This is a genomic window from Pseudoalteromonas ruthenica (assembly GCF_008808095.1).
Classification (GTDB): domain Bacteria; phylum Pseudomonadota; class Gammaproteobacteria; order Enterobacterales; family Alteromonadaceae; genus Pseudoalteromonas; species Pseudoalteromonas ruthenica.
The window spans coordinates 3,226,948-3,253,683 of the sequence record NZ_CP023396.1 but is presented as its reverse complement, the minus strand read 5'-3'; the positions used below and the strand labels follow the sequence as shown (position 1 = coordinate 3,253,683).

Sequence of the window (26,736 nt, the reverse complement as noted above, 5' to 3'; positions counted from 1 at the left end):
GGCAAAGTTTAACGAGAGGAATTGACATGAGTTTAGGTAAGGTCGTCCAAATTATCGGCGCCGTTGTGGACATCGAGTTTCCACAAGACAACGTGCCAGCCGTATATGACGCACTAAAAATTACAGAAGGCGACCTAGCAGGTTTGACACTAGAAGTGCAACAGCAGCTAGGTGGCGGTGTGGTACGTGCTATCGCACTAGGTACTACTGACGGTCTACGTCGTAGTACAGCAGTAGAGAATACTGGCGAGCCAATCATGGTTCCAGTTGGTACTAAGACCCTAGGTCGTATCATGGACGTATTGGGTAACCCAATTGATGAAGCTGGCCCAATCGGTGAAGAAGACCGTATGTCTATCCACCGAGCTGCACCTTCATACGAAGAGCAGAGCAACTCAGTTGAACTTTTAGAGACTGGTATCAAGGTAATCGACCTTGTATGTCCATTCGCTAAAGGTGGTAAAGTTGGTCTATTCGGTGGTGCCGGTGTAGGTAAAACCGTAAACATGATGGAGCTTATCCGTAACATCGCAATCGAGCACAGCGGCTTCTCAGTATTCGCTGGTGTTGGTGAGCGTACGCGTGAGGGTAATGACTTCTATCACGAAATGAACGACTCAAACGTACTCGATAAAGTATCGCTAGTATATGGTCAGATGAACGAGCCACCAGGTAACCGTCTACGTGTTGCATTGACTGGTCTAACTATGGCTGAGAAGTTCCGTGACGAAGGTCGTGACGTACTATTCTTCGTAGATAACATCTATCGTTATACCCTAGCCGGTACTGAAGTATCAGCACTACTAGGTCGTATGCCATCAGCGGTAGGTTATCAGCCTACACTTGCTGAAGAGATGGGTGTACTACAGGAGCGTATCGCGTCAACTAAAACCGGTTCAATCACTTCAATCCAAGCGGTATACGTACCAGCGGATGACTTGACTGACCCGTCACCAGCAACGACGTTCGCGCACTTGGATGCAACAGTTGTACTATCTCGTGACATCGCGTCACTAGGTATCTACCCAGCGGTTGACCCACTTGACTCATCTTCACGTCAGCTAGACCCGCTTGTTATCGGTCAAGAGCACTACGACATCGCGCGTGGCGTTCAAACCGTACTACAGCGTTATAAAGAGCTGAAAGACATCATCGCCATCCTAGGTATGGACGAGCTGTCTGACGAAGATAAGCAAGTAGTATCACGTGCACGTAAGATCCAGCGTTTCCTATCTCAGCCGTTCTTCGTTGCTGAGGTATTTACAGGTGCGCCAGGTAAATACGTTTCATTGAAAGACACTATCGCAGGCTTTAAAGGCATTCTTGACGGCGAATACGATGAGCTACCAGAGCAAGCGTTCTACATGGTAGGTTCAATCGAAGAAGCTGTTGAAAAAGCGAAAAGCATGTAACTAGGAGGGGAGTATGGCAGCTATGACCGTACATCTTGATGTTGTAAGCGCTGAAGAGATGATTTTCTCTGGCCGCGTAGAATCACTTCAAGTGACAGGTAGTGAAGGTGAGCTTGGTATTATGCCTGGCCACGCACCGCTACTAACTGCCCTCAAACCTGGAATGGTCCGTTTAGTAAAGCAACTAGGTGGTGAAGAAATCATCTATGTTGCTGGCGGTACATTAGAGGTACAACCTCATAATGTAACTGTCCTTGCAGATACCGCTGTACGAGCTGAAGAGCTTGACGAACAAGCGGCAGAGCAGGCTAAGCGTGAAGCGCAAGAGCAAATGGATAAAGCTGGCAGTGGCGAGCTTGATTACCATAAAGCTGCGATCCAACTCGAAGAGGCGCTTGCGCAGCTTCGTGTTATTCGTCAATTGCGTAACAGCTAAACGCTTCCAACCTCATAGGTTTGCAAAAACCCGCGCTTTAAGCGCGGGTTTTTTTATGTCTGTTCTTTCTATGTTCACACTGTTGCAGATACAATGGTTGGTATTGTCGATAGCCATACCAGAACATCGCTGGCGGCTTTTTAGCCAGCTGTGTTCGGACACAGGATGTGCCAACTTAAAGCGTGAGCTGAGTGTGCGCTGTCACGTCGCGAAAAAAGGATATTAGAATGAATTTAACGACTGTAATTTTAGCTGCGGGTAAAGGTACACGCATGCGTTCTAAGTTGCCTAAGGTGCTGCATCCGGTTGCTGGCAAGCCGATGGTTCAACACGTCATTGATAATGCTAAGGCCTTAGGGGCCACCAGCACCAACCTAGTTTATGGCCATGGTGGCGAGTTGCTTAAACAACAACTCGGTCATAATGAGGTCAATTGGGTGCTACAAGAGCAGCAGCTAGGCACGGGCCATGCTGTGGCTGTAGCCAAAGAACATATTGGTGATGACGATAGAGTACTAATCTTATATGGCGACGTACCACTGACCAAGCAAGAAACCTTAGAAGGGTTATTAAAAGCTACTCCTGAGCGTGGCCTAGCGGTGCTTACCGTGGATTTGGCCGACCCTAATGGCTATGGGCGTATGCTGCGCGATAATGGCAAACTGGTGGGCATTGTCGAGCAAAAAGATGCCAATGAAGAGCAACTGAAAATTACCGAAATTAATACCGGTATCATGGCCTGTCATGGCGGGTTGTTGAAAAAGTGGTTGGGCAATCTATCGAACAGTAATGCTCAAGGCGAATACTACCTTACTGATATTGTCGCTATGGCCCATTCAGAAGGCGTTGAAATCAGTTCAAGCCAACCATCGCACCCTATGGAAGTAGAAGGCGCTAACAATCGCGTACAGCTCGCTCAGTTAGAGCGTGCCTATCAAGGTTGGCAAGCCGAACAGTTGATGATCAACGGTGCGAGTCTAGCCGACCCGGCCCGCATCGATGTACGTGGCACAGTGACCACAGGTCAGGATGTACACATTGATGTTAATGTCATCTTTGAAGGTCAGGTAGAACTCGGCGACGATGTTGTTATCGGCCCGAACTGCGTATTAAAAGACTGCAAAATTGGTGATGGTGTGGTGATCAAGGCTAATACCTTGATTGAAGATGCCAGTGTCGCTGCGAAGTGCACCTTAGGCCCATATGCGCGCCTACGCCCCGGGGCAGTTATGGAAGAAGACTCTCATATCGGCAATTTTGTGGAAATGAAAAAGTCCCGTCTAGGAAAGGGCTCAAAAGCAAACCACCTGACCTACTTGGGCGATGCACAGATAGGCGAAAAGGTGAATATAGGCGCCGGCACAATCACCTGTAATTACGATGGCGTTAATAAGTCGCAAACTATTATCGGCGATCATGCCTTTATTGGCTCTAACTCCTCGCTGGTGGCTCCGGTAGAAATTGGCGCCACTGCCACAGTGGGTGCCGGCTCAGTCGTGACCACTAATGTGGGCGATAAGCAGCTGGCGGTAGCGCGGGGCAAGCAACGTAATTTAGATGGCTGGCAACGACCTACAAAAAAGAGCTAAGCTGTTAAGCACTTGCCAAGTGATAATAAAACAAGCCGCGCCATGCGGCTTGTTCTGTGTAAAGCCATCCTTATTAGGTTTGTGTAGCTTGCTATATCTATAGTACTTCTATAGTACTTCGACATACGTTTTATTTATGCCTCAAAACTGATAACTTACTCAAAGGGATCCTATGATAGAGATCTAAGTATTAATCATTAGCAAGGAGCGCGAAATGTTAGATCCATTCTTACATCAAAAACCTACCAATACTCGAATATCATTCGTTGGCCAATTAAATATTAGTTAACGGCTCATTTAGAGATAAATAGTGCTCAACGTGTAACTCAGTGGGTAATGAAGTAGAGCAAAAGAATAAAACATTCTTGCGTATCATCTGAATTTTTAGCAATGGCGGCGAATTGTCTGGCACTGTGAATGAAATGTCACTCGTTATAAATCGAGCCCCTAATACCCACTGTTACACTAGCTGAGTACCTAGAGCATACTCAATATTTATGGGTTTGGTTGTATTGCAGGAGAGGCAAGATGGGCAAGGAAGTTGATTCTTTTTATTTGTACTGTTTAGCAGGAATGTCACTAGTCGTTGTTGGACTAACGTGGTTTATGTTTGCTGCTGGGTTTGACATAACGGCAACACACTTTACGTACCCAACCAGCGGTCTGGCCCTTATCTTGTTTGAACCCATTGTGTCTTGTTTAGCTTTGGGCTGGGTGATCAGTGTAATAGTTTTTATATTTGGTCTATTGAAGGCCATACGGGAGCTTTGGTTAGACAACAAACATATCAACATAGCTATAAAGTGGCTTGGGAATACACTCCCAATATTACTAATATTGACTATTTCTGTGCTAGTTATTGATTACTTACTGTGGCCATTATGGGCGTCACACAATGGTTATCAGCCCTGCCCTAGTTTTACCTTATTTTTTACAGAGCCTGTTACTACTGCGTGGGTGACAGATATTGAAATCTGTCACAATGACAAGGTTGATGCTGTATTAAAAAACAACTTGCATGAGACCGTCCTGCGCGCCAATAAGCTTATTGAAAATATAAAACAGTAGCGCTGTATAAGAAGTGTGCTGAGTCACTTTTTTGAATGTGTTTTTGAAGGAAAAGTACAATGAGCAGGGATGTGGATACTTTTTACTTGTACGCTACGGTATTTCTTTTATTCGTCGTTATTGCGCTGACATGGTTTATGTTAGCGCTTGGGTTTGAGCTATCAGCTGTACAATTTAATTACCCAGCAAGTGGTTTGTCACTCGTAGTATTTGAACCTCTATTCCCCCTCATACCTATAAGTTGGGCTATTACCATATTCGCTTTTGTAGTAGGTATTTTTGGCTCTATGAATGAAATATGGCAAGACAATAAACATCTTAAATTAGCATTAAAAAGATTAGGACAGGCCTCAGTGGTTTTCTTTGTCTTAATTCTCGTTGTTGTGAGTGCCAATTATGTAGCCTGGCCTATCAGAGCATCGCATAGTGGTTATCAGTCATGTCCGGATTTCACCCTGTTGCATAATGAATCATTTGCCACCGCATGGGTGACAGATATTGAAATCTGTCATAATAACAAGGTTGATGCCGTATTAGAAAACAGCTTGCATGAGACTGTACTGCGTGCCAATGAGCTTATTGAAAGCCAGCATCAATAGCACTTTATTAAAGGTTACTTGCCCACTTTTTGAATTTTTATAGGAAAGCTAAATGCGTCATGAAGTTGATTCTTTCTATTTGTACTGCCTGGCAGGTATGTCATTAGTCGTTGTTGGACTAACGTGGTTTATGTTTGCTGCTGGGTTTGACATAACGACAACACACTTTACGTACCCAACCAGCGGTCTAGCCCTGATTATGTTTGAACCTGCTGTATCTTGTTTAGTTTTAGGCTGGATGTTTAGTGTCGTTCTTTTTGTATATGGTGCATTAAACTCTGTAAAAGCATTATGGCTAGAAAATGACCATGTCAATTTAGCTTTAAATTGGCTGATATGGACTTTAGCAATACTACTTCTGTTAACCATTTTTATGGTTGTGGCGTATTATTTTATCTGGCCACTATGGGCGTCGCACAATGGCTATCAGCCCTGCCCAAGTTTTACTCTATTTTGGGGAGAGCCCCTCGTCACCGCATGGGTGACAGATATTGAAATCTGTCATAATGACAAGGTTGATGCCGTATTGGAAAACAGCTTGCGTGAGACTGTACTGCGTGCCAATAAGCTTATTGAAAACCTGAAGTAGTTAGGTTTTAAAGCAGTTAAGCAAGCCGCGCTATGCGGCTCGTTCTATTTTTACGTAGCCCCATGAACTAAATCGTCGTATCTGCAGTCCTTATAAGGTGATGTTATTTTTGTAGCATAGGGATATGTTTTTACGCGCCTTACTCATTTCAATTACTTGCCATATGCTAATTCTTGGGTTTGTGTTGAGCACTGCCACTCCGGCGGTAATGCGAGCGCATCAGGAAGAGCCACCGGCAACAATGCAGGTGGTGATGATTAGCTTGCCTCCGCCAGAAAATAAGATAGAGCAGCCCGTGCATGAGCCAGAGCCGATTAAGCCGCAGCGCTCAGTAAATAATGACTCTCACTCAGCCACGCCCGTTCAAAAAGAGGAAGGTGAAGGAAAAGCTAATCAGCACAGTGAAGCTCTAAAAAGCCGAGCGGCTGCTGCTGAAAAAGCAGACAAGCCCCCGGTGAGAATAAACCCTTATGCGCACTTTGAGCAACGCGTCACTCGTGCGTTTGCAAAAACTCAGTCATCAGCTGGGGTGGGCAAGGTACAGCTTGATGAGCTTCCTCGTTACTCCGGTCCAGATATCACATCAGTGCAGCAATCAACAGGCGCGATGCAGGTGCTCGCCGGTGACAAGGTGACGGGTAACTATCTATTACGCCAAGATGGCCGCTGCTTTGTCATGGATGCTTCTTCACCGATGGCACAAGCGGATATGCCCGCAGGTGAAGTCATTTGCCCGCATCTCAAACAAAGAAAGCAGGCCGCCTTTGATGCGGCCATGAGTAAATGGTTGCAGGATTAACTGCGTGATAGAAACACGGTGAGAGTGTCGCCAACCTGTAATATATTGCTTGAAAGGTTGTTCCACTGTTTTAATTTGGCAATGCTCACTTGGTAATGGCGGGCAATTTTCCATAAGCTCTCCCCCGAGCTGACCTTATGTTCGATTTGCTCATCGGCTAATACCGGTAAAATCAGCTTATCACCAATGCGAATGCGATCGGAGCTAAGGTTATTAAACGTCTTTAGCTGCTTAACACTAAGAGCATAACGCTCGGCAATAACACTTAAACTATCCCCCTTGGCAATGGTGTAATGCTGCCATTGGCTGTAATCACTACTTTGTTGTTTGGCAATGGCTTGCTGCCAGTGTTGCTGTTTAGCCTTGGGTACGACTAAATGCGGAGCGTCGATGATCGCAGGAAAGCGGATTACGCCGTGATTGAGGTCTTGCACATCTTGCCATTGCGACTTATCGGCTAAAATAACTGCGCCTTTGATGGGGAGAGGCGAAATGGCTGGGCTGTTATCAATTGCTGGGAAGTCCATTTTTTCATGTTTTAGCAAATGCACTGCAGCAAGCAGTTTGGGCACATATTTGCGTGTTTGTTTGGGCAGTTTGAGCGCGAAAAAGTCCGTGCTTTTCCCAGCTTTTTTATTGGCTGCAATAGCATTGCGCACTCGACCTTCGCCAACATTGTATGCAGCAATAGTATGATACCAGTTGCCATCAAAACGCTTATACAGGTACTCAATAAAGTCCAGCGCCGCCGCTGTGCTGTCGAATACATCTTGACGGCCGTCGTACCAAGGCGTGATTTTAACGCCAAAGTATTGAGCAAGCGAAGGCGTTAACTGCCATAGGCCGCTAGCATGCTTGTGAGAGTAGGCGCTGGCATCAAAGTCACTCTCAATCAGCGGCATTAGCGCTAATTCTATTGGCAGGTTTCGCGCTTCTACCTCTGTCACTATATGATACAAGTAAGGCTCGGCACGACGGCTTATTTCATCCATATAATTAGGATGTGATAAATACCAGTCAACGCGCTTCATCACATCCGGGTGAGTCGAGTCTGCAAAGCTCAATTGCATACGGATACGCTGCCATACATCGTCCACTTGTTGCGGCGTTTGTTGCGGCTGTTTCGGTTGCACTGACGGCGGTACCGCCTTTTCACTTACACTTGGAGACTGAGCCTCGGTTTTTACGATGTCATTGTTTACAGGGGGCTTCGAGCTCATGCTCTGGCAACCCGCGAGGAACAAAAAAACTAATAGCGCTGAAATTCGATACATAAATGCTACTTAAATTATAAACTGAATTCGGTCATTTCGGCGAATCAGCTTAGCGTTGACACCTTAACATAAGGTGAGCTAAATCTGAGCGGCCGCTGAAGCGAAGGCTTGCTAACTGCGCCCTCAGAGCCCATTGGCGTTAGCCAAAGACGCAGCGTAAACATGCCCCTTGGGGTTGTTCATGGTAGGTTAGGTCGCCACCATGGCTAACCATAATTTGTTTGCTTAGCGCTAAACCTATCCCTGAACCTTGCTGTTTAGTGGTGAAAAAAGGCACAAACATCATTTCTTGAGCTTGTTTACTGATGCCACCACCGGTATCACACACGGCAATGTATAACTGCCCTTGGTTATTTTTATCAACAACCATAGACAAGGTTTTGTCTGCACAGTTCACACTCATCGCTTCTATGGCATTTTTGATCAGGTTAATTAATACCTGCTCAATTTGCTGGGCATCACACATCACTAAAGTGTCGCTGTGGGTTTGTAGCTTTAGAGCAATATGCTGTTGCTCCAAGTCTGTTTTGAATAGGGCACAACAACGTGTTACCACATCTGCAAGAGATTGCGCCTTGAGATCTGGCTTGGGCAGATTACTGATGGATCGAAAACGTGCGATAAAGGCGCTTAACCCTTCAGTGCGGCTATGCAGGGTTTGTAAGGCGAGTGCTAAGTCTTCTTTATCTTCGCTATCGGTAAAACTCAGGCCTTGTGGCAACAGACCGGTGCAGGTGTGTGCCAATGATGACAGCGGGGTAATCGAGTTGGCAATTTCGTGCGTGAGAACGCGCGTTAAGCGCTTATAGGCTTGTTGTTCTTTCAGTAGTAATTGCTCATGAATCGACTGCAAAGTGACAATTTTTAGCTCTTGCCCTTGGATGGTGGCCAAGCTTATTTGTATAGACAAGGTGTCCTGCTGTTCTCCTCGCTGCCATAGAGCGGTTGATTGACACTGACTTTGTGCTTCACTAATAAACTCACCGAGCTGAGCTAACGATTGCAGATCTTTCACGGGAGCCCCGAGCAGCCTTGCGACAGCCGGGTTTTGCTCAATAATATTGCCCTGCGCATCGAACACTAACACCGCCATATCGATATGGATTAGCAGGGTTTGCATAAACTGGGCTTGTTGCTCCGCAGCCAACCGGGCTTGCAAGATTTGCTCTTTAACTTCGTTATACTGTACCCGCATAGGATGGTTGCGAGGCAACCCTAGGCTACTATCCCCGTTAGCTAGGGCTTTAAGTGCTAATTGCGCTTGGCGGCTTTGGCGTTTAAACAGCACTAAAATACTGCAAATGCAGGCCAGTGCGACCAATACCATGCCTGTGGTTAGCGCCGGTAATTGTAAGCTGTACCAACTATATTGGGCGCCTAATGCCGTGAGTATAACGCCAGCTAACAATAACGACAGTTTTGTATTTGCAGACATCAGTGTTAAAGCCCATATTTTTCTAAGCGTCGATACATGGCACCACGAGTCAGCCCTAATGCTTTAGCGGCGTGGCTCACATTACCTTGGAAGTGAGTGAGCGCAGCGCGAATTGCGCGATGTTCCAGCTCTTCTAGGTTGAAGGTATCGTACTGCTCACCTTGCTGTGGTGCTGCGCTACCGGTGGTCGCCGGTGCGCTAATAACTGAGCCAATATCTAGCTCAGTGCCGGTAGAGAGGATCACCGCTCGTTCTATTGCATGCGCTAATTCGCGTACATTGCCTGGCCATTGATAGCTACTTAACGCCTGCATGCTGGAGTTGCTAACGCTAAGTTCGCGTTTGTATTTTTGGCCAAAATGGTTGAGGTAGTAGTCAACGAGTAAAGGAATGTCCTGATGACGCTCGCGCAGCGGCGGCAGGGCGATTTCTACGGTATTGATTCGATACAGTAAATCTTGACGAAAACGGCCTTCGCCGACTGCCTCATGTAAATTATCATTGGTGGCGCTGATTAAACGAATGTCGACATCGATGGTTTTGCTGCCGCCAATGGGCGTGATTTGCCGATTTTGCAATGCTGCCAACAGCTTCACTTGTTGCTCCAGCGGCAAATTACCCAGTTCATCCAAGAATAAACTGCCACCGCCAGCAAGTTCGAAGCGGCCAACGCGGTCTTCTTTGGCATCGGTGAAAGCGCCTTTTTTATGGCCAAATAATTCGCTCTCCATCAGTGATGCGCTCATGGCTCCCATATCAACGCTAATAAAGGGGCCGCTATGACGTAGGCTTTGCTGGTGGATAGCATGGGCAGTGAGCTCTTTACCGGTACCACTTTCACCGGTGATAAGAATATTGGCGTCGGTTTGGGCTGCTCGTTCGATGGTATCGAATACTTTTAACATCGCATCGCTTTGCCCTAAAAAGGCAAACTTATTGCTATTTAATGCATCGTTTAAGCCTTGGGTTTGGCGCTTGAGCTGACCCACTTGGCGCTTGTCTTTGGCGTGGCTAAAAGCAGCAGCGACACTGGCTAACAGCTGGTCGTTTTGCCATGGCTTGGCGATAAAATCTGCGGCTCCAGCCTTTATTGCATCTACAGCCAGTTGAATATCGCTGTACGCGGTCATAAGCAGCACCACAATCGTGGGGTCTTGCGCGGCGATTTTTTTTAGCCAGTAGAATCCCTCTTGGCCACTGATGGAGTCTTGGGTAAAGTTCATATCCAATAAAATCACATCAATGGGCTGGTCAGCCTGCTGTTGCTCGTTAACGATACCCTCTATATCAAAAGGGTTGTCTGTGGTTTTAACGCTTTGATAATGCTGTTTAAGTAATAAACGCGCGGCGATAAGAATATCGGGGTTGTCATCAACCACTAATATAGAGCCTGCCTGTTTCATATCCCTGCCTTGGCTTTTTCTTTTTAGCCTACCCCAGTTATTCATTCCCTGTCCACAAATGGGCACTGTAAAGAATTGAGGTGTTCTATAAGCGGACACCTCATAGCTCAGAACAATCTCGATTTTAAGCTAAGTAACTGAAATTTATGGAATTTAAATTTTGGCACGGAGCTTGATAGTTACCCCTTATATAGCGAACACATATATTGGGTGACTGAGATGGATAGAAAAATAGAATCATCAGGCTTAAAAAAGCACGCGAAGAAAGTCGCAATGTCGGTTATTGCTCTCAGTGTTGCGGCCGCTGCTTACGGGTTTAGTCAAAGCTCTTCACAAGGTCGGAGCCAAACGGTTAATGCCAGTAATTTAACGGTAAGCACCGTAAACCAAGGCGAATTTGTCGATGCACTAAGTTTACGTGGACAAGTAGTACCAAAAACCACCATCTACCTCGACACTATTGCCGGTGGTCAGGTGGAAGAGCGTCTTGTAGAGCAGGGTGAGTTTGTCAAAAAAGGTCAGCCTCTGGTGCGTTTAAGTAACACCAATTTGCAACTTGATGTAATGAGCCGGGAAGCACAAGTTACTGAGCAACTTAACTTTCTGCGTAACACCCAGATGAATATGGAGACCAGCCGCTTAAACTTACGTCGAGATTTATTAGAAATTGAACTGAAAATCACTCATCTAACTCGCCGCCTTAAGCAAACTGCGCCCTTGGTAGAAAAAGGCATGCTTTCTCAAGAGCAGCTCTCTGAGCTAAAAGAAGACTTAGCTTATTATCAAGCGCGTAAAGAGCTCACCATTGAGCGTCAACAGCAAGAGAAAAGTATTCGCGAAGTGCAGTTGGCACAGCTACAAGATAGTGCTGAAATGCTCGAGAAAAACCTTCAGTTTGCGCGCCGCAACCTCGATAACTTGCTGATCACTGCCCCAGTGGACGGGTATTTGAGTGAGTTGGATGTTGAAATTGGCGCATCAAAGAGCCGTGGCGCGCGTTTAGGTCAGATTGATATACCCAACGAGTACAAGCTAGTGATCCGCTTAGATGAGTTTTATCTCAGCCAAGTACGCTCTGGTATGGAGGTCATTATTGAACTTGAACAAGGGGATGTCAGCGCCACAGTCACCAAAATAGACAGTCGCGTGCAGCAATCACAATTTCAAATTGAAGTCGAACTGCCAGAGCAAGCGAGCAACATCAAGCGGGGACAGAGCTTGGATGTCGAGCTGATGCTTGGCGGTAGTCAAGATAATGCGCTGTTGTTGTCGCGAGGCGCATTCTTTAGCAGCTCAGGCGGTAACTGGGTGTATGTCATGAATGATGATAACAGTGGCGCCGTTCGCCGCGACATCCGCCTAGGTCGAAAAAACCAAGATTATTACGAAGTGCTCAGCGGTCTTGAGCCCGGTGACAAAGTGATCACCTCAAGCTACGCCAACTTCGATAAAGCACAACAATTACAATTTTAAAGGAACAATGATGATCAAGCTAACTAACTTATCGCGCGTATTTCGTACTCAAGACGTTGAAACAACTGCACTTAACGATATTAACCTCAGTGTTAAAGAGGGTGATTTCTTGGCCATTATGGGCCCTTCAGGGTGTGGTAAATCTACCTTGTTATCTATCCTTGGCATGCTTGATTCGCCAACTAGCGGACAGTTTGAGTTTCTGGGTGAGGACATTGCTGGCTACAACGAAAAGCAATTAGCGCAGCTGAGAAAAGCCAGCATTGGCTTTGTGTTCCAAAGCTTTAACCTTATCGATGAGCTCACCGTGTATGAAAACGTTGAGCTGCCGCTGCAATATCAAAAAATAGATAAAGCTGAGCGCAAGCAACGTGTTGAAGCTATTTTAAAGCGCGTTGGCATCGATCACCGTGGCGACCACTTACCGCAACAGCTTTCCGGTGGTCAGCAGCAGCGCGTCGCCGTCGCGCGAGCACTGGTAATTAATCCTAAGCTGATCCTCGCCGATGAGCCCACCGGTAATTTGGACTCTAAAAACGGGGATGAAGTCATGACCATGCTGCGTGAACTTAATCGCGAGGGCACCACAGTGATCATGGTGACGCACTCAGAGAAAGAAGGGAACTATGCCGACCGTCTAGTTCGCCTGCTTGATGGCCAAATCATGGTGGATAAAGCCAATGCCGCTAACCCTGCGGTTAATACAGAGGTGGCATAGCCATGATCTTAAGTTACATAATTACAGCGCTGCGTGCTTTTAAGCTACAAAAGCAGCACTTCGCGCTCAACGTGTTTGGTTTGAGCGTGGGCTTAGCCGCAGCTATTTTGGTAGCGCTTTTTGCCGTCAATGAGCTTTCCTATGACGCGCAGCAGCCTGACGCTGAGCGGGTTTATCGCGTGGGCCAAGACTTTAGCAAACTTGGCTTGGCGGTGATCCCTATCTCTAACTACACGCAGGCAAAAAATGCGCAAAGTTACAGTCAAATCGAGGATGTGTTTGCCCTAACTTTGTCAGAACAAACTCAGGCCACCCCTGCCAATGTGACCTATCGCTCTCAAGGTTATAAGTTGGATGGCTTGTTTGGCGCCACCGCTAATATTGAGCGTTTTATTGCCTTACGCACCTTAGATGGTTCATTAAGTCAGGCGTTGAGTACGCCAAATGGCTTGGCATTGAGCGAATCCGAGGCACTGCGTATCTTCGGGAAGGTGAATGCAGTGGGTGAAACCTTGGTGCACGAGCATGGCCAGTACACCGTGCGAGCCGTGTTCGCCGATTTGGCCGACAACACCCATTTTGCTTTCAAGTCCCTGGCCTATTTTGAACATAACCCGGAAAACCTGCGTGCCAACCACAGCTATGTGTATTTAAAGCTGGCTCCTAACACCGACACCCAGGCTCTGGCCCAAACGCTCACAGAGCAGTACTTCGCTAACGATGAAAGCTATCAGGTGAGCATTGAGTTACATCCACTGCGTGATCTGCATTTAACTGCCAAATCACCGTTTGAAATGAAAACGGGGGGTGCCAAACAGGTGGTAGTGATTTGTGCCGGGCTGAGTGTATTGCTGATTCTTATCGCTGGCTTTAACTTCATTAACATGACCGTGGCGCAATCGGCTAAACGCGCCAAAGAAGTGGGTGTGCGCAAGGCCCTAGGTGCAAGTAAAGCTCAGCTTGTGACGCAGTTCTTATCAGAGTCGGTATTGGTATCATTGCTGTCTATGGTGCTCGCATGCATTGCCGTTGAGCTTATTCTCCCTAGTTTTAATGCCTTGGTAGATAGAGAACTGGTGGTTAACTACGCCTCTATGTTTAGCGTTGTGGTGCTTGCGGTGGCCGTAGCGGTGGGCTTACTTGCAGGGCTGTATCCTGCCTTCTTTATTTCGTCATTTAGCGCGAAACGGGTGTTAAGTGGCGATTTACAGCGAGGTAATACAGCAATATTTGTTCGTAAGAGCTTACTTACCTTGCAGGCCTCGTTATCTATAGCTTTAATTATCGCCACTGTGACTTTGCAGCAGCAATTAGCCTACTTACAAAGCTTACCTTTGGGGTATGAAACGCAACAGCGCTTAGTTATCTCTGAGTTGCCGCGCAAAATGGTGCTGACCAAAGAGCCCAGCGCCTTAGTTAAAAATCTCGCTGCAATTGAAGGCGTAAACAATGTCAGTGTGGTGGATACTCAGCTTACTGTCTCAATCAACAATACCGTGGCACCGGTGTGGCCTAATGGTGAGAGCACCGAAGGCTTAACGCCAATTATAGGCACCGATTTTAATGTTGTGGAAACCTTAGGTCTTAAGCTCGTTGCCGGTCGTGGCTTTAGCGCCGAGTATGCTGGTGATTGGGCGCAGCGAATTAACGGTACCACTCAGGTTGGCACCTTGGTAACCGAATCTATTGCTAAGCAAGCGGGGTATTCACAGCCGAGTGAGATGGTGGGTAAAACCATCACCACTCAAGGGCAAGGGATGGCAATGCGAGTGGTCGGCGTGGTAGCCGATGTAAAAGTGGGCAATGCCCAAGATGCCAACTCGAACATCATGTTCCTATGTGGGCTGAGTTATGGCCCTGTGGCTGAGGTGATAATGAATATCGATCAGCAAAACTTGCCATACATTCAGCAGCAAGTAACAACGGTATTAGCCAATCATGCCAAGATTTATGAGCCTAAAATCAGTTTACTCTCAGAGGACTATAAAAACTTACTGCGTGGCGATGAGCGCGTGTCGCAAGTGGTGTTTATATTCACTGCGTTGGCCGTGTTCTTAACCTGCTTAGGCACCTTTGGTTTAGCGTCATTCGCGACCATTCGCCGACAAAAGGAAATTGCTGTACGCAAAGTTCTTGGCGCCTCTCGAACCAGTATTATCAACATTTTAGCTAAAGAATTCTTACTGCTAGTGGCGCTGAGCATTGCCATAGCCTATCCAGTGACCTACTGGCTGGTGGGTGACTGGTTAGCAAACTTCAACGACCGTATTGAGCAGGCTATCTGGGTGTATGGCATCGCCGCTCTCGCTGTTGCCGGTATTACCTGGCTGACGGTTGCGGGGCTAGCCTTTAAAGCGGCCAGTACGCGCCCTTCATTAACACTGAGATACGAATAGGGTGTAGGCGGCGCCATTAGGGCGTCGCCGCAAAAAAATCACAATGATAAAAAACATATGCAATATGCCGACGAACAACAATAACGACTTCGAAGTGGCGAACAATAGCGCGCGAAGCAGACAGATATTGGCATTACTCAGCTTGTATATACATCAGCAGGAGTGCACCTATGCTCACTAGTTACTTATCGGCTGCGCTACGCGCATTCGTAACCCATAAACAACATTTTCTATTAAACGTATTTGGCTTGGCGGTGGGCTTGGCTGCGGCTATTTTAATGGCACTGTTTGCCCGTTTTGAGGCCAGTGTCGACGCGCATCAGCCCCACTTTGAGCACACTTATCGGTTATCGCAACACTTTCGTGAAATGGGAGTGAATGCGCCGATTACTAATTACTACGCAGCGCAAGAGGTGGCAAAAAATGGTGCGGTAGAGGATATCTTTGCCTTGAAAATGCACCCTCGGCTATCTGGGGATTTTAGTGCCCATGGCAACTATTACAAAATGAAAGATTTATTTGCTACAGGCACCAATATCACCGACTTTGTTGCGCTCGATGTGCTGTTTGGTGATTTGCAGCGCACGCTGAGCGCACCGAACAGAATCGCGTTGAGCGAACATGAAGCCATACGTATTTTTGGCCAGGCTAATGCCATTGGTGAGACTTTAAGCAAAGGGCAAACGACCTACACAGTTACCGCCGTATTCGCCGATTTGCAAGATAATACCCACTTTGCTTTTTCCGGGTTAGTGGCAATGCAGGACGAAACCCCCAATTACCAGCTCAATAACTTTTATGTGTATGTACGCTTTGCTGCCGACGCTGATATCAAAGCCGAGCAAGCACGTTTTGCCGAGGCTTACCCTGAACTTGTTTACCCAGATCAGCCGCTCGGTTTCGTGACCTTATCCTTTGAGCACCTACCTGGCATTCACCTGCATTCCGATAGCCGTTATGAGCTTAAAGAAAATGGCTCGTACACCGTGGTGTTGATCAGCTTTTCGCTGAGTATTCTATTAATCGTGTTGGCGGCTTTTAATTTCATTAATATGAGCATCGCGCAGTCGGCTAAACGAGCCAAAGAAGTGGGTGTACGTAAGGCGCTGGGGGCGAGCAAGGCGCAAATTATTAATCAATTCCTAGTGGAATCCTTATTGGTAACCAGTGTGGCTGCAGTGCTTGCGTGCGCGTTACTGGAATTAGCATTACCAGCGTTTAACCAATTGGTAGGACGTACTTTGGTGATCAACTATTTTTCAGAGTTTGGCATTATTTTAGTCGCGGTCGTAGTATCGGTGGGCGTGTTAGCTGGCGCGTACCCCGCATTTTTTATGTCAGCGTTTAGCGCGAAACGCGTGCTCAGCGGTGATATTCAGCGCGGTCGTACTGCTATTTTGGTGCGCAAGTTGTTGCTGACTTTGCAAGCCTCTTTATCTATTGCCCTGATCATCGGTGCATTCTCCTTGCATCAGCAACTTAGTCACTTGCAATCGCTCGCGGTTGGCTATGAAAAACAATACCGTTTAGAGGTGGATGATATCCCGGCTAGGCAATTGTACTTCAAGCACAACAATGTCTTGAATCAGCGCATCAATGCTGTACCTGGCGTGATCTCTAGCAGCATTACCGATGCCTCTTTTACCTCGTCATTCAACACCAGCTTTACTGTGACTTCGGATAACGGTGAGTTAAATGATGCTGTGATCCCTTTTATTGGCGTGGGCTTTAATATTGCTGAAACCGCTGGGCTAGAGGTTATCGCTGGGCGCGACCTGAGCGCCGACTACGGCAGTGATTGGCATAGCTTAGGCGACGATGGCAACGGCCGGGCTGGGGTGCTGGTATCGCAATCATTCGTTAAAGTGGCCGGTTATGACAGTGCTGAGCAAGCCATTGGCAAAGAGCTTTACAGCAGCTCCGGAGACAACCAGGAAGTGCTCAAAATTGTGGGCGTGATCAATGATGTCACCATTGGTTCAGCACGTGAGGCTTCAGCATCGCCTTTAATCTTGGTGTGCGGCTTTAGCTGGGCCAACGAGGGCAAGTTGATTATCAACTTTGAGCCGAGCCAGCTTAACGCAGTAAAAACGCAGGTGCAGCAGATCGTCAGTGACCAGTTAAATTTGCACAATGCTGATATTGAGCTGGTAGCAGATAACTACCGCGCGTTATATAAAAACGATGAACGTGTTTCTACCTTAGTTGCCATCTTCTGTATTTTGGCAATCTTATTAACCTGCCTAGGTACCTTTGGATTAGCTGCATTCTCTGTCTTACGCCGTCAAAAAGAAGTGGCTGTGCGCAAAGTGCTCGGTGCATCTAGGTTAAGTATCGTTAACTTGCTCGCCAAAGAGTTCCTACTGCTGGTGGCCATAAGTACTGCTATTGCCTTTCCGTTAACCTACTGGCTAGTGGGTGACTGGCTGGCCAACTTTAACGAGCGTATTGATCAGGCTATGTGGTTTTACGTTGTCGCCGCCGCTTTGGTAGCCATGATCACCTGGTTAACTGTGGCTAGCCTCGCCTTTAGAGCGGCTAGCACCCGGCCTTCGTTAACGCTGCGCTATGAATAATTAACCCAACCCTACTCAAAGCGCACGAAAGTGCGCTTTTTTTAATCCATTCCCGCTGTTGCTGCGTTTAACAGTTAATAGAGTGAGGAGTGCAACCTATGCAAGCAAATCAACTTAAAGCCGCGTTAGCCGATAGCCAATATCGCGCCATCATCCTTAGTTATGCCGATGCTAATCATTATTTAGCCGGAGCCCTTGATACCGAAGGTAATTATCATATTCTGAGCGATAACAACGACACATTGAAACCCTTTAATTCTTTGCGTGAAGCCGAGTGTGCGCTGGTTGAACTCGGCGCGACTCAAGCGTTATTGAAAATGCAGTCTGCTTATGAAGAAATAGGACCCAGTGATTTTTGTGGTGATGGCATCAGCAATATGGAAATTCGTCAGCTCAAGCGAGCCGGCTCAACGGTGTAGCGCTGCTACACACGGCAGTAGCAGCCAGAGACCTTGCTTACTAGCATCGAGCTGTGAAAGCCATTTTCGTAGTTGCTTATAACGGTATCAATAATGCCATCTTCGATGGCGCACCCGAGCCCCACAGAGAGGGGGCCAGCGTAAAGCACGCTGCCCTGCGCTAACATAATGGCTGCGGGCACAGCGGGTATCAGGCCTGTGGGCAGTGACGATGCATCGACCTGGCGAACCTTTATTCCTGCTCGGCGAGCATCAGCTATGACCTTATTTTGGTGAGGCGCAGCGACCCGTTGGCAATGACATTGCTCATTGCCCACCAACAGCAAGGTGGTGCCGTGCTTTTCACTATCAATATCCGCTAATACCGGCAGTAACGAGCGTTGCCACTGTGGCTGCTGCAACATGTTGTTTGGATCAAATACAGTGCCCCGTTTGTCGGCCACAAACCATAAAGCCACTGCACTGCACAGCAGCCATAGGCCGCTGATAACCAACTTCAATATTTGTTTGTTAGCGCTGGACAAAACGAGATACTTGAGCCTTCAAACCATCTAAAGCATTGAGCATATTGGCCACCTGCTCATCAAGCTGATGGATGTTGATGCTGTCTTTTTCTGATAGTTCGCGTACATGAACGCTTTGCTGGGCTATTTGCTGAGTATTGCTGGCTTGCTGCAAAACAATTTCTTTAACATTATCAGAATCATCCTTAATCACTATCATGGTTTGTTCCACCGCTGAGATAGCCTCCAGGACCGAGGAACTCAGTTGCTCGACAATATTCACTTTATCAATGCAGTGCCCCATGGAGGTGGTCGATTTATCACTGTTTGCGACCAGCTCTTTAAGCGTATGCGCTATTTTGTCGGTGGCTTGCTTTGAGGTATTGGCAAGCGATCTTACTTCATCGGCGACTACCGCGAAGCCCCGGCCTTGTTCGCCCGCCCGGGCTGCCTCTATAGCGGCATTCAATGCTAATAGATTGGTTTGCTCGGCAATGGCATTTATGTCATTGAGCAGGTTAGAGATAAGCGCACAGCTAGACTCCAAATCCTTTAACTGCTGCTGCGTGGTGTCGAGCATTTGCGCTAAAGCATGGCTTTGTGCATCGGTCTCATGGACTTCTTTCATGGCACCTTGCAGTTGCGTTGAAATCATCGCGTATTGGTCGGCCACGTGCTCGCTTTGGCTTTGAACTTGGCTAAAGCCATCACTCACTTGCTCTCCTGCTTGAGAAATCAGGTTATTTTGCGTTTGCTTATGTTCGGCGTTTTGGGTGAGTAATTGTTGTAGCTCAGCCACCTTGGTTGCGCCTTGAATAAGCGCTTGCTGCTCTTTATGGACCGAATCAACAACGCTACTGAGTTGATCGAGTAGGGTATTGAATTGTGCCAGTGCATTGCTATCTTTCGCATCAACACGCACAGAAAGGTCTAGCTTCATTGGGTCGCGGGCTATCTTCTCTATGGCAGACTCCAGCGCTTTTCCACCTTGATATTCCTGATACAACATGTGTGCGATATAAGCAGCAATGAGTGCTTCTGCTGTGGCGTATACAGCGTGGATAAGCACGGTACTAAAGGCGAGTCTTTGTGGATCGAATACGTAAACGCCCACATCGCCCGTTTGCATAAAGTAAAAACTGATGTGATGCGCAGCGACTAATAAAAGTGCGGTGATAAAAATGCGCCAGTTTTTAAAAATGACCAAAATAGCCATAAAGATAAAAATCTCAAAATGCACTTCAATCAGGCCGTAGGCTTGATGAATATGCAAAAATGAGAACATCATCAATGCGGCAGCACTCACATGGTGTGTCAGCCGACTTTGCGGGGCGCTTTTAAGCAGGTATATGGGTAAAGAAGCGATAATAAAGCTGATGACTAAGCCTTGCCCGATATTGTCGTAATACAAACCCAGCGCCAGTGACTCAATGGTGAGAATAATAAACAGCGATATGAACAATGATGAGGATTTAACCAAGTTGAACTTCCTTTATTAAACACTCCGTTGTTTTAGGCTAGGCGCTGGCAAGAGCAAGCGCAAATTAAGTAATGAAATTATTACGTTGCTCGTATCAGTGTTGATCACTCACTGATTGTGCTTAAGCCGTAATTAAGCGTTTTGCGACTATTTTTATGCGCATACCATTTGTGCATTGAGCTTGACATAAAGTTTCGACTATAATGGTCTATCTTTCGAATCGAAACTTAAGTGTAACTGAATGACCAAGCGCAATACCCAGCAACGCCGCCATAGTATTCTTAGCCAGGTTAATGAAATGGGTGAAGTCTCAGTAGAGGCGTTAGCGGAGCAGCTGCAAACATCAGAAGTTACGATTCGAAAGGACTTAGCAACACTTGAAAAAAACGGCCTCTTGCTACGCCGATACGGTGGCGCGATTGCCTTACCCAATGAAATCGTTGCCAGTGAAGAGCCGCAAGACTCAGCCCGTAAACGCGCCATTGCCAAGGCAGCCGCTCAGCTTATTAAAGATCATCACCGCATTATCATCGATAGCGGGCGCACCACCGCCGCCTTGATCCCTGAACTGGCGAGCAAACGAGGCCTAGTGGTGATGACCAATGCCATTAATGTTGCTAATCGCTTGCTGGCGTTAGAGAACGAGCCGACCTTATTGATGACCGGTGGTACCTGGGACCCACATTCAGAGTCTTTTCAAGGGCAAGTAGCAGAGCAGGTATTGCGCTCATATGATTTCGATACCTTATTTATCGGTGCTGATGGTATCGATGTTTCCCGTGGAACCACTACTTTCAACGAACTTATCGGCCTAAGCCAAGTGATGGCTGAAGCGGCCCGTGAAGTGGTGGTGATGGTGGAGTCTGACAAGATAGGCCGCCGTATCCCAAATTTAGAACTGCCTTGGCACAAGGTCAGCACTCTGATCACCGACAACACCTTGGCTGCAGACTTGCGCCAAGAGATCAGCGCGCATGGCGTACATTTAATTTGTGCCAAGGTATAAACACATAACCCGACCGACAACATCGGGCTTTTTAACAACACATACTGTGCAAATGGAGAATCTATGTGTGGAATAGTAGGGGCTGTTGCCGAACGCCCTGTGAACCGAATTTTAATTGAAGGCCTTAAGCGCCTTGAATACCGTGGCTACGACTCAGCAGGCGTAGCGCTATCGCAACAAAGCACCTTAAATTGCGTTAAAGCTGTAGGTAAGGTGGCGGCGTTGGAAAGTGCGCTCAATGAAGCCAATGTTTCTGGCACAACGGGCATTGCCCACACTCGCTGGGCTACTCATGGTGGCGTTACCGAAGCCAATGCCCACCCGCATGTCTCTAACAGTGAATTAGCATTGGTTCATAACGGCATTATCGAAAACCATGCCAGTTTGCGCGAAGCGTTGCAAGGCGATGGCTACGAGTTTGTATCGCAAACAGATACCGAAGTTATGGTGCACCTTATCCATCAATTGCGCCAACAGCACAACTCCTTGCTCAGTGCCGTACAAGCGGCGGTGAAACAACTAGAAGGTGCCTACGGCACGGTGGTATTTGATAAAGCCAACGATAATGAAGTGATTGTTGCGCGCTCAGGAAGCCCGCTGGTTATCGGCTTAGGACTCGGCGAGAACTTTATTGCCTCTGATCAGCTTGCACTATTGCCTGTGACTCGCAGCTTTATCTTCCTAGAAGAGGGCGATGTGGCTCGTATTACCCGCGATAGCGTGGAAATATTCGATAGCAACGGCCACAGTGTTGAGCGTGAAGTGGTGGAATCTAACATTACCCAAGACGCCTCTGGCAAGGGCGACTACCGCCATTATATGCTGAAGGAAATTTACGAGCAGCCATTGGCAGTGCGTAATACCTTGGATAGTCGTTTACACGATGAGCGCGTCAGTGTAGATGCCTTTGGTGAGGGCGCAACGCAAATTTTTAAAGACGTAAAACACGTGCAAATTATCGCCTGTGGTACCTCGTATCATTCGGGAATGGTCGCGCGTTACTGGCTAGAGCAGTTTGCCGGCGTCAGCTGTAATGTCGAAATTGCCTCAGAATTCCGCTATCGCGAATCGTTCGTGCACGAAAATAGCCTATTAGTAACGATTTCCCAATCGGGTGAAACGGCTGATACCTTGGCTGCCTTGCGTTTGGCTAAAGAGCAGGGGTACATGGCGTCGATGACCATTTGTAACGTACCGGGCTCATCGCTGGTACGCGAGTCTGATTTAGCCTTTATGACCAAAGCAGGGGCTGAAATTGGCGTGGCTTCAACAAAAGCTTTTACCACACAACTGGTTGGCTTATTGATGCTAACGGCGTCCATCGCCCAAGAAAAAGGCCTTAATCAACGTGCTATTGTAAGTGCGATTAAGACCCTGCCAAACAAGCTTGAAGAAGCCTTGACCCTGGCCGAGGGCATTGAGGAGTTAGCGGAAGAGTTCGCCGATAAACACCACTCGTTATTCCTAGGCCGTGGCTCGCAGTACCCTATTGCTATGGAAGGGGCATTGAAACTCAAAGAGATCTCTTACATTCACGCCGAAGCCTATGCTGCGGGTGAGCTCAAACATGGCCCATTAGCCTTGATTGACGCCGATATGCCGATCATCGTCGTGGCACCGAATAACGAGTTGCTCGAAAAGCTGAAATCGAATGTAGAGGAAGTGCGTGCCCGTGGCGGTATTATTTACGTGTTTGCCGATAAGGACTCACACTTTGCATCGGACGAGACCATGCGCGTAATCAATGTAAACCATGTGGAAAACATCATTGCCCCAGTGGTTTATACCATCCCACTGCAATTGCTTTCGTACTATGTTGCGGTTATTAAAGGCACCGACGTTGACCAACCCCGAAACCTAGCCAAATCGGTAACGGTGGAATAAGAAGGAATTGAAAAAGGCGCGAAAGCGCCTTTTTTGTTGCAATAGCATAAAGTGTTAGACCGAACGTTTATTAGTAGCTGGCCCGACGGTCAGCGCAAAGCCATTAACCGCCATTCAACCATTAGTCACCCAAGCTTTATGTTATGAGAAAGCAGATGCTGGTCTAACGCCCGCAACAGCGGAGAATTGAGAGCGTAAGCGAGCACTTTTTCCGACTGCTTGCGCTTGTTATACGTTACCTGCATCAACTTCGCTATTCTATAAGCGGACGTTTAGATCAAGTTGCTCTGATCCACGGTTCTAATAATCATATTAAATCAGAACAGATGTAAGACCTCGCCGACGTGATATCAAAGCAACATCCTTATTTCTAGGTATTCGTTGCAGACGCTGAATAACTTTTTGCTGAGTCTCCGGTGTCCAAAAAATCTTTAAATTTTCCCTAGCCCTTGTAATTGCGGTATAAAAAATACTATGAGAAATGTCATCTTCGTTAGCATCTGTTATGACCACTTTGACGGAATCGTATTCAAGCCCTTGCGCTTTATGAATAGATACCGCGTAGGCAACTTGAAACGGAATCGCAATATTTAATGAGTCATCGTCGTCATCACTATTCTTTACTTCAAAAACTTGGAACCTAACAGTCGAACCTTCTACCCACTCTAATTCATTCCCTGCAACGTCAAGTTCAGTCAACGGACGATCTAGCTCAATATCAAATTGAATATAGCCGACAAACTGTTCGATTCTAATTATTCGGCCTTTTAGGTTATTGTATATAACAGGTTTAAATCGTTCAGATTCATAAAAGAGAACAGGATCTCCTACTTTGTAAGTCGAATCACTCCAGTTTATCGCCGGATTAGGGTTACTACTTTGAAGAAATCTATTAATGTTATTAATCCCGTACAAACCATCGTAATTTAAACACAGTATAATTTCGTCATTACCTTGAGACTGGAAGATACTCGAGTCCAATATCGACGAATAACCATGCCGAACCATAACTTCAGTTAAGTCATCATCGATATTTCGAACTTTATTCCAGAAATCTAATAGCGAATGATTCTGTGTTCTAAATGGCGTTGTTAATTCAAAGACTGAGGAACTAGGAATAAAAGAACGAATCACTTCGAACCAATTACCAAACTGTATTGACTCAATTTGATACACATCACCAACAAGAACTATCAATTTTGCGGTGTTCTTCTCTAATACCTTCAAAAAATCAGAATTACTAACGGTACTGCACTCATCAATCACAAGAAGGTCATAGTCAGGCAAGAAAGGGTTACAACCACTATGAATTTCACTACTTACGGTTCGAAACTCAGAATTCTGCGCCGTCACCTTACGCATTAAGTTATCTTTAGCAGGGTTCGTATGAGCCAAAAATAGCTTTCTCTTGTCGCTAAAGTAGTGAGCAATATGGTCAACCATTGTGGATTTACCTGTTCCTGCCGCGCCGTATATAATAGCAACCTTTGAATCGCTAAATAATTGAGTTAAAGCCTGATGCTTCACGGTATCATCGATACTGTGAGCTGACTCATCTATCCAGCGTGTTACTGCTTGGGTATATCCTGATATCCCAGAAGATGAAAATGTTTTTAACCTTTCAATAATACTGAAAGTATCTTCTTCGTAGCCATTTATAAACACGTGTCCTTTATCAGAAACTAAACTTCGAATTTCTTTGTGTGTTTTGTAAATTCGATTATTAAAGTCGTTTATTAATGCCTCAACATCTCCAAATTCGCTTAAATCTCCGATTGGGGTATACAAAACCCCATGTCTTTCAACGTTATTTCTAACACGTCTAGCCAGAAGTTCATGTTGGCGCCCCACCATATCGATACAATCAGAGAGATCCCAAAACCTCGGATTATGCTTAGGGAGAGATGTACAAAAAGGCATCTTATCAAATGGAATACTACTAAAGGAAAATTTTAGATTAGATAGTAGCTCACATCCGTCACGATTATATTGAGACTTCAGTAATTGGTTGTTCATCCTCAAAAGAAGATAGCGAAGAATGTTACCGCCTGGGAGAGATGCTTTAATGATCTGTCGCGCTCTATCCAAAAAAACAAATATTTGAGAGGAGTGATTTGTAACTAGCGCCCCTAGTTTCACCTGTTGGTAATCTTGATCACTCATACACATCAGGTCATTCAAATTTCGATAACCTTGTGTCAAAAAGCTCATTAAATATCGATATTCCTGTGAAGACGTACTCCCTGTTACCGAGTGACCGAGTAAACGGGCGAAGTTTTTTAGCTCACAGGAACGAATAGAAACTTCCCATGCAAGGATTAAAGTAATAGGCATAATCTGGCCTAGTACTTCAATTTGATCGCGCCTGAGCGTTAGATTAACCGCGTACTTATCCGATATCTCAAGATCAGTAAAAGCAATTACTCGATCAAACTTGCTTACCTTATTTACCGCACGACAAAACGTTACCTCATAGTAGATCCGGCCATTGAATATAAATGGACGATTTTTTTGAACATAGTAACGGTCTTTTCTATCTCCAACATAATTAGTGCTGCGTGAACATTCAATTCTAGCAGTTATTTTTTCATGATATTCGCGTAAAGAAGGATCCAAATCGACAGGAAATGATTCAAGGTTGGGTATTAACTGGAGAGAGTAGTTTTTATAAACAGCGGCTCTAATTCTATACAAATATTCATAGTATTTGAGCATTAATCTTTCTGATGCATCCCCATCAAAAGTGTAGTGAGAAGCTACCTTTTGAAGTAGCTTATGGAACCGACAAACAAAATTTAATCTTCCATTACCACTAATATGCTGCAGTGCTGGATTAATTTCGGGATAGGAAAATTCGGCATCTAATGAGTCCCGATAAAACAATACGGCTACCCCCTCAACCAAATTTCTAACTTGAGCGAGTACATTCTGAGACAGAAGCTCTCTGTTATCGCTAAGATTGGCGATATTATGAGAAATAGCACTGCTTGCGTTTTGAACTTGATTAAATACGGTAGCCATCAATGGTTTAACTCCTTATAAATTAAGAGGTCAGAGTAACTATGATTTCGACTTCCGCTTTGGGTCAAAATCGGACTTACTAAACCAACCGTATAACGCCTCAAGAAGAGGCGCGCGCTGTTTGCGCGTCCATTTTGCTTGACTTGTTAGCTGCTTCTAGAAGGTGGGCATTTAATATTTCAGGCTTGATACCCTCGAGAGTTCTTTCTATGCACAATTTATGCAGTCGTGTATTGCACTCAGCTAGAATACCCAAATTGCAGTGCCGAAAATTATTTTGGTACTGGAACGCCAGCCCTTGAAACCTACTGTGATCTATATTGCCAGTGAAATATATTGTTCGGGACTCGCCGGGCTTTAAGTATTCTCGTTTAAAATGCTGTGGATTAGCCAGCTCTGTACCATATGTAAAGCTGAGCAATATCCGATCAATCTCTACATTGAAGTGGGTATTATTTCTAATGTCTAAATAGATGCTTACCCTCGGGTTATCAGGCTGACAAATTTCTACAGAAGTATGCCTCGGGCGAATATCAATATAGATGTTTTTCATCATCCATTCGGCCGAGAATATTCTTCTCAGAATGAATGGTGGCAACCATTTGAAAAAACGCCAGATAACACTTCCGAGTATTGATTCCATTTATTTCTCTACT

General features: G+C 46.2%; 20 protein-coding genes. 14 read left to right on the top strand and 6 right to left on the bottom strand.

Annotated features, from left to right (window positions below; genetic code table 11):
* Positions 1 to 26 precede the first annotated feature (26 nt).
* The 7 genes from atpD to PRUTH_RS15265 all read left to right on the top strand — a co-directional run bounded on the left by atpD (position 27) and on the right by PRUTH_RS15265 (position 6,492).
* The gene (gene atpD, locus PRUTH_RS15295) at positions 27 to 1,412 is read left to right on the top strand and encodes a F0F1 ATP synthase subunit beta (protein ID WP_022944890.1); all 1,386 of its coding nucleotides are present in this window, start codon (positions 27 to 29) and stop codon (positions 1,410 to 1,412) included.
* Positions 1,413 to 1,425: 13 nt separating this feature from the next.
* Positions 1,426 to 1,848 carry a F0F1 ATP synthase subunit epsilon gene (locus PRUTH_RS15290; RefSeq protein WP_022944891.1) on the top strand — a complete coding sequence of 141 codons (423 nt, stop codon included), beginning with the start codon at positions 1,426 to 1,428 and terminating at the stop codon, positions 1,846 to 1,848.
* Positions 1,849 to 2,075: 227 nt separating this feature from the next.
* On the top strand, positions 2,076 to 3,437 hold the full coding sequence (gene glmU, locus PRUTH_RS15285) for a bifunctional UDP-N-acetylglucosamine diphosphorylase/glucosamine-1-phosphate N-acetyltransferase GlmU (RefSeq protein WP_045979459.1): 1,362 nt from the start codon (positions 2,076 to 2,078) through the stop codon (positions 3,435 to 3,437).
* 528 nt (positions 3,438 to 3,965) lie between these two features.
* Entirely contained in the window at positions 3,966 to 4,505 is a 540-nt protein-coding gene (locus tag PRUTH_RS15280) for a DUF1240 domain-containing protein (protein WP_151173669.1), read from the top strand.
* Between the two features lie 59 nt (positions 4,506 to 4,564).
* A complete protein-coding gene (locus tag PRUTH_RS15275; RefSeq protein WP_151173668.1) occupies positions 4,565 to 5,104 on the top strand; it encodes a DUF1240 domain-containing protein in 540 nt (179 codons plus the stop codon).
* A 52-nt stretch (positions 5,105 to 5,156) separates the two neighbouring features.
* A complete protein-coding gene (locus tag PRUTH_RS15270) occupies positions 5,157 to 5,693 on the top strand; it encodes a DUF1240 domain-containing protein (RefSeq protein ID WP_151173667.1) in 537 nt (178 codons plus the stop codon).
* 124 nt (positions 5,694 to 5,817) lie between these two features.
* Positions 5,818 to 6,492: a hypothetical protein gene (locus PRUTH_RS15265; protein WP_151173666.1), complete on the top strand. Its 675-nt coding sequence runs from the start codon at positions 5,818 to 5,820 to the stop codon at positions 6,490 to 6,492.
* On the opposite strand, the gene PRUTH_RS15260 is transcribed toward PRUTH_RS15265, so the two are convergent.
* The 3 genes from PRUTH_RS15260 to PRUTH_RS15250 form a co-directional block, all read right to left on the bottom strand.
* Positions 6,489 to 7,712 carry a LysM peptidoglycan-binding domain-containing protein gene (locus PRUTH_RS15260; protein WP_239385870.1) on the bottom strand — a complete coding sequence of 408 codons (1,224 nt, stop codon included), beginning with the start codon at positions 7,710 to 7,712 and terminating at the stop codon, positions 6,489 to 6,491. The two genes, PRUTH_RS15265 and PRUTH_RS15260, sit on opposite strands and share 4 nt — an antisense overlap.
* 193 nt (positions 7,713 to 7,905) lie before the next feature.
* Positions 7,906 to 9,201 (bottom strand): sensor histidine kinase, encoded by a 1,296-nt coding sequence (locus PRUTH_RS15255; protein WP_151173664.1) that lies wholly within the window; start codon positions 9,199 to 9,201, stop codon positions 7,906 to 7,908.
* Positions 9,202 to 9,206: 5 nt separating this feature from the next.
* The gene (locus PRUTH_RS15250; RefSeq protein ID WP_022944899.1) at positions 9,207 to 10,604 is read right to left on the bottom strand and encodes a sigma-54-dependent transcriptional regulator; all 1,398 of its coding nucleotides are present in this window, start codon (positions 10,602 to 10,604) and stop codon (positions 9,207 to 9,209) included.
* Between the two features lie 219 nt (positions 10,605 to 10,823).
* On the opposite strand from PRUTH_RS15250, the gene PRUTH_RS15245 reads away from it, so the two are divergent.
* The 5 genes from PRUTH_RS15245 to PRUTH_RS15225 all read left to right on the top strand — a co-directional run bounded on the left by PRUTH_RS15245 (position 10,824) and on the right by PRUTH_RS15225 (position 18,186).
* Positions 10,824 to 12,077 (top strand): efflux RND transporter periplasmic adaptor subunit, encoded by a 1,254-nt coding sequence (locus PRUTH_RS15245; protein WP_022944900.1) that lies wholly within the window; start codon positions 10,824 to 10,826, stop codon positions 12,075 to 12,077.
* Between the two features lie 10 nt (positions 12,078 to 12,087).
* A complete protein-coding gene (locus tag PRUTH_RS15240; protein ID WP_022944901.1) occupies positions 12,088 to 12,795 on the top strand; it encodes an ABC transporter ATP-binding protein in 708 nt (235 codons plus the stop codon).
* A gap of 2 nt (positions 12,796 to 12,797) precedes the next feature.
* Complete coding sequence (locus PRUTH_RS15235) at positions 12,798 to 15,191, top strand: FtsX-like permease family protein (RefSeq protein ID WP_053911020.1); 2,394 nt, start codon at positions 12,798 to 12,800, stop codon at positions 15,189 to 15,191.
* A gap of 170 nt (positions 15,192 to 15,361) precedes the next feature.
* Entirely contained in the window at positions 15,362 to 17,767 is a 2,406-nt protein-coding gene (locus PRUTH_RS15230) for an ABC transporter permease (RefSeq protein WP_151173663.1), read from the top strand.
* 98 nt (positions 17,768 to 17,865) lie between these two features.
* Entirely contained in the window at positions 17,866 to 18,186 is a 321-nt protein-coding gene (locus PRUTH_RS15225; protein WP_151173662.1) for a DUF6482 family protein, read from the top strand.
* Positions 18,187 to 18,191: 5 nt separating this feature from the next.
* On the opposite strand, the gene PRUTH_RS15220 is transcribed toward PRUTH_RS15225, so the two are convergent.
* Together PRUTH_RS15220 and PRUTH_RS15215 are read right to left on the bottom strand one after the other, a co-directional pair.
* On the bottom strand, positions 18,192 to 18,644 hold the full coding sequence (locus PRUTH_RS15220; RefSeq protein WP_151173661.1) for a DUF6436 domain-containing protein: 453 nt from the start codon (positions 18,642 to 18,644) through the stop codon (positions 18,192 to 18,194).
* Positions 18,645 to 18,696: 52 nt separating this feature from the next.
* Positions 18,697 to 20,169 carry a methyl-accepting chemotaxis protein gene (locus tag PRUTH_RS15215; protein WP_151173660.1) on the bottom strand — a complete coding sequence of 491 codons (1,473 nt, stop codon included), beginning with the start codon at positions 20,167 to 20,169 and terminating at the stop codon, positions 18,697 to 18,699.
* Positions 20,170 to 20,410: 241 nt separating this feature from the next.
* On the opposite strand from PRUTH_RS15215, the gene PRUTH_RS15210 reads away from it, so the two are divergent.
* Positions 20,411 to 21,175, top strand: a complete 765-nt coding sequence (locus PRUTH_RS15210; RefSeq protein WP_151173659.1) for a DeoR/GlpR family DNA-binding transcription regulator — start codon at positions 20,411 to 20,413, stop codon at positions 21,173 to 21,175.
* Between the two features lie 63 nt (positions 21,176 to 21,238).
* On the top strand, positions 21,239 to 23,059 hold the full coding sequence (gene glmS / locus PRUTH_RS15205; RefSeq protein ID WP_151173658.1) for a glutamine--fructose-6-phosphate transaminase (isomerizing): 1,821 nt from the start codon (positions 21,239 to 21,241) through the stop codon (positions 23,057 to 23,059).
* 312 nt (positions 23,060 to 23,371) lie between these two features.
* Here glmS and PRUTH_RS15200 read toward each other — a convergent pair whose 3' ends face one another.
* A complete protein-coding gene (locus PRUTH_RS15200; RefSeq protein WP_151173657.1) occupies positions 23,372 to 26,080 on the bottom strand; it encodes an ATP-dependent DNA helicase in 2,709 nt (902 codons plus the stop codon).
* Between the last annotated feature and the right edge of the window lie 656 nt (positions 26,081 to 26,736).

Coding starts and splice junctions, on each gene's coding strand:
- atpD (WP_022944890.1), top strand. CDS start 27: ATGAGTTTAGGTAAGGTCGTCCAAATTATCGGCGCCGTTGTGGACATC.
- PRUTH_RS15290 (WP_022944891.1), top strand. CDS start 1,426: ATGGCAGCTATGACCGTACATCTTGATGTTGTAAGCGCTGAAGAGATG.
- glmU (WP_045979459.1), top strand. CDS start 2,076: ATGAATTTAACGACTGTAATTTTAGCTGCGGGTAAAGGTACACGCATG.
- PRUTH_RS15280 (WP_151173669.1), top strand. CDS start 3,966: ATGGGCAAGGAAGTTGATTCTTTTTATTTGTACTGTTTAGCAGGAATG.
- PRUTH_RS15275 (WP_151173668.1), top strand. CDS start 4,565: ATGAGCAGGGATGTGGATACTTTTTACTTGTACGCTACGGTATTTCTT.
- PRUTH_RS15270 (WP_151173667.1), top strand. CDS start 5,157: ATGCGTCATGAAGTTGATTCTTTCTATTTGTACTGCCTGGCAGGTATG.
- PRUTH_RS15265 (WP_151173666.1), top strand. CDS start 5,818: ATGTTTTTACGCGCCTTACTCATTTCAATTACTTGCCATATGCTAATT.
- PRUTH_RS15260 (WP_239385870.1), bottom strand. CDS start 7,712: ATGAGCTCGAAGCCCCCTGTAAACAATGACATCGTAAAAACCGAGGCT.
- PRUTH_RS15255 (WP_151173664.1), bottom strand. CDS start 9,201: ATGTCTGCAAATACAAAACTGTCGTTATTGTTAGCTGGCGTTATACTC.
- PRUTH_RS15250 (WP_022944899.1), bottom strand. CDS start 10,604: ATGAAACAGGCAGGCTCTATATTAGTGGTTGATGACAACCCCGATATT.
- PRUTH_RS15245 (WP_022944900.1), top strand. CDS start 10,824: ATGGATAGAAAAATAGAATCATCAGGCTTAAAAAAGCACGCGAAGAAA.
- PRUTH_RS15240 (WP_022944901.1), top strand. CDS start 12,088: ATGATCAAGCTAACTAACTTATCGCGCGTATTTCGTACTCAAGACGTT.
- PRUTH_RS15235 (WP_053911020.1), top strand. CDS start 12,798: ATGATCTTAAGTTACATAATTACAGCGCTGCGTGCTTTTAAGCTACAA.
- PRUTH_RS15230 (WP_151173663.1), top strand. CDS start 15,362: ATGCTCACTAGTTACTTATCGGCTGCGCTACGCGCATTCGTAACCCAT.
- PRUTH_RS15225 (WP_151173662.1), top strand. CDS start 17,866: ATGCAAGCAAATCAACTTAAAGCCGCGTTAGCCGATAGCCAATATCGC.
- PRUTH_RS15210 (WP_151173659.1), top strand. CDS start 20,411: ATGACCAAGCGCAATACCCAGCAACGCCGCCATAGTATTCTTAGCCAG.
- glmS (WP_151173658.1), top strand. CDS start 21,239: ATGTGTGGAATAGTAGGGGCTGTTGCCGAACGCCCTGTGAACCGAATT.
- PRUTH_RS15200 (WP_151173657.1), bottom strand. CDS start 26,080: ATGGCTACCGTATTTAATCAAGTTCAAAACGCAAGCAGTGCTATTTCT.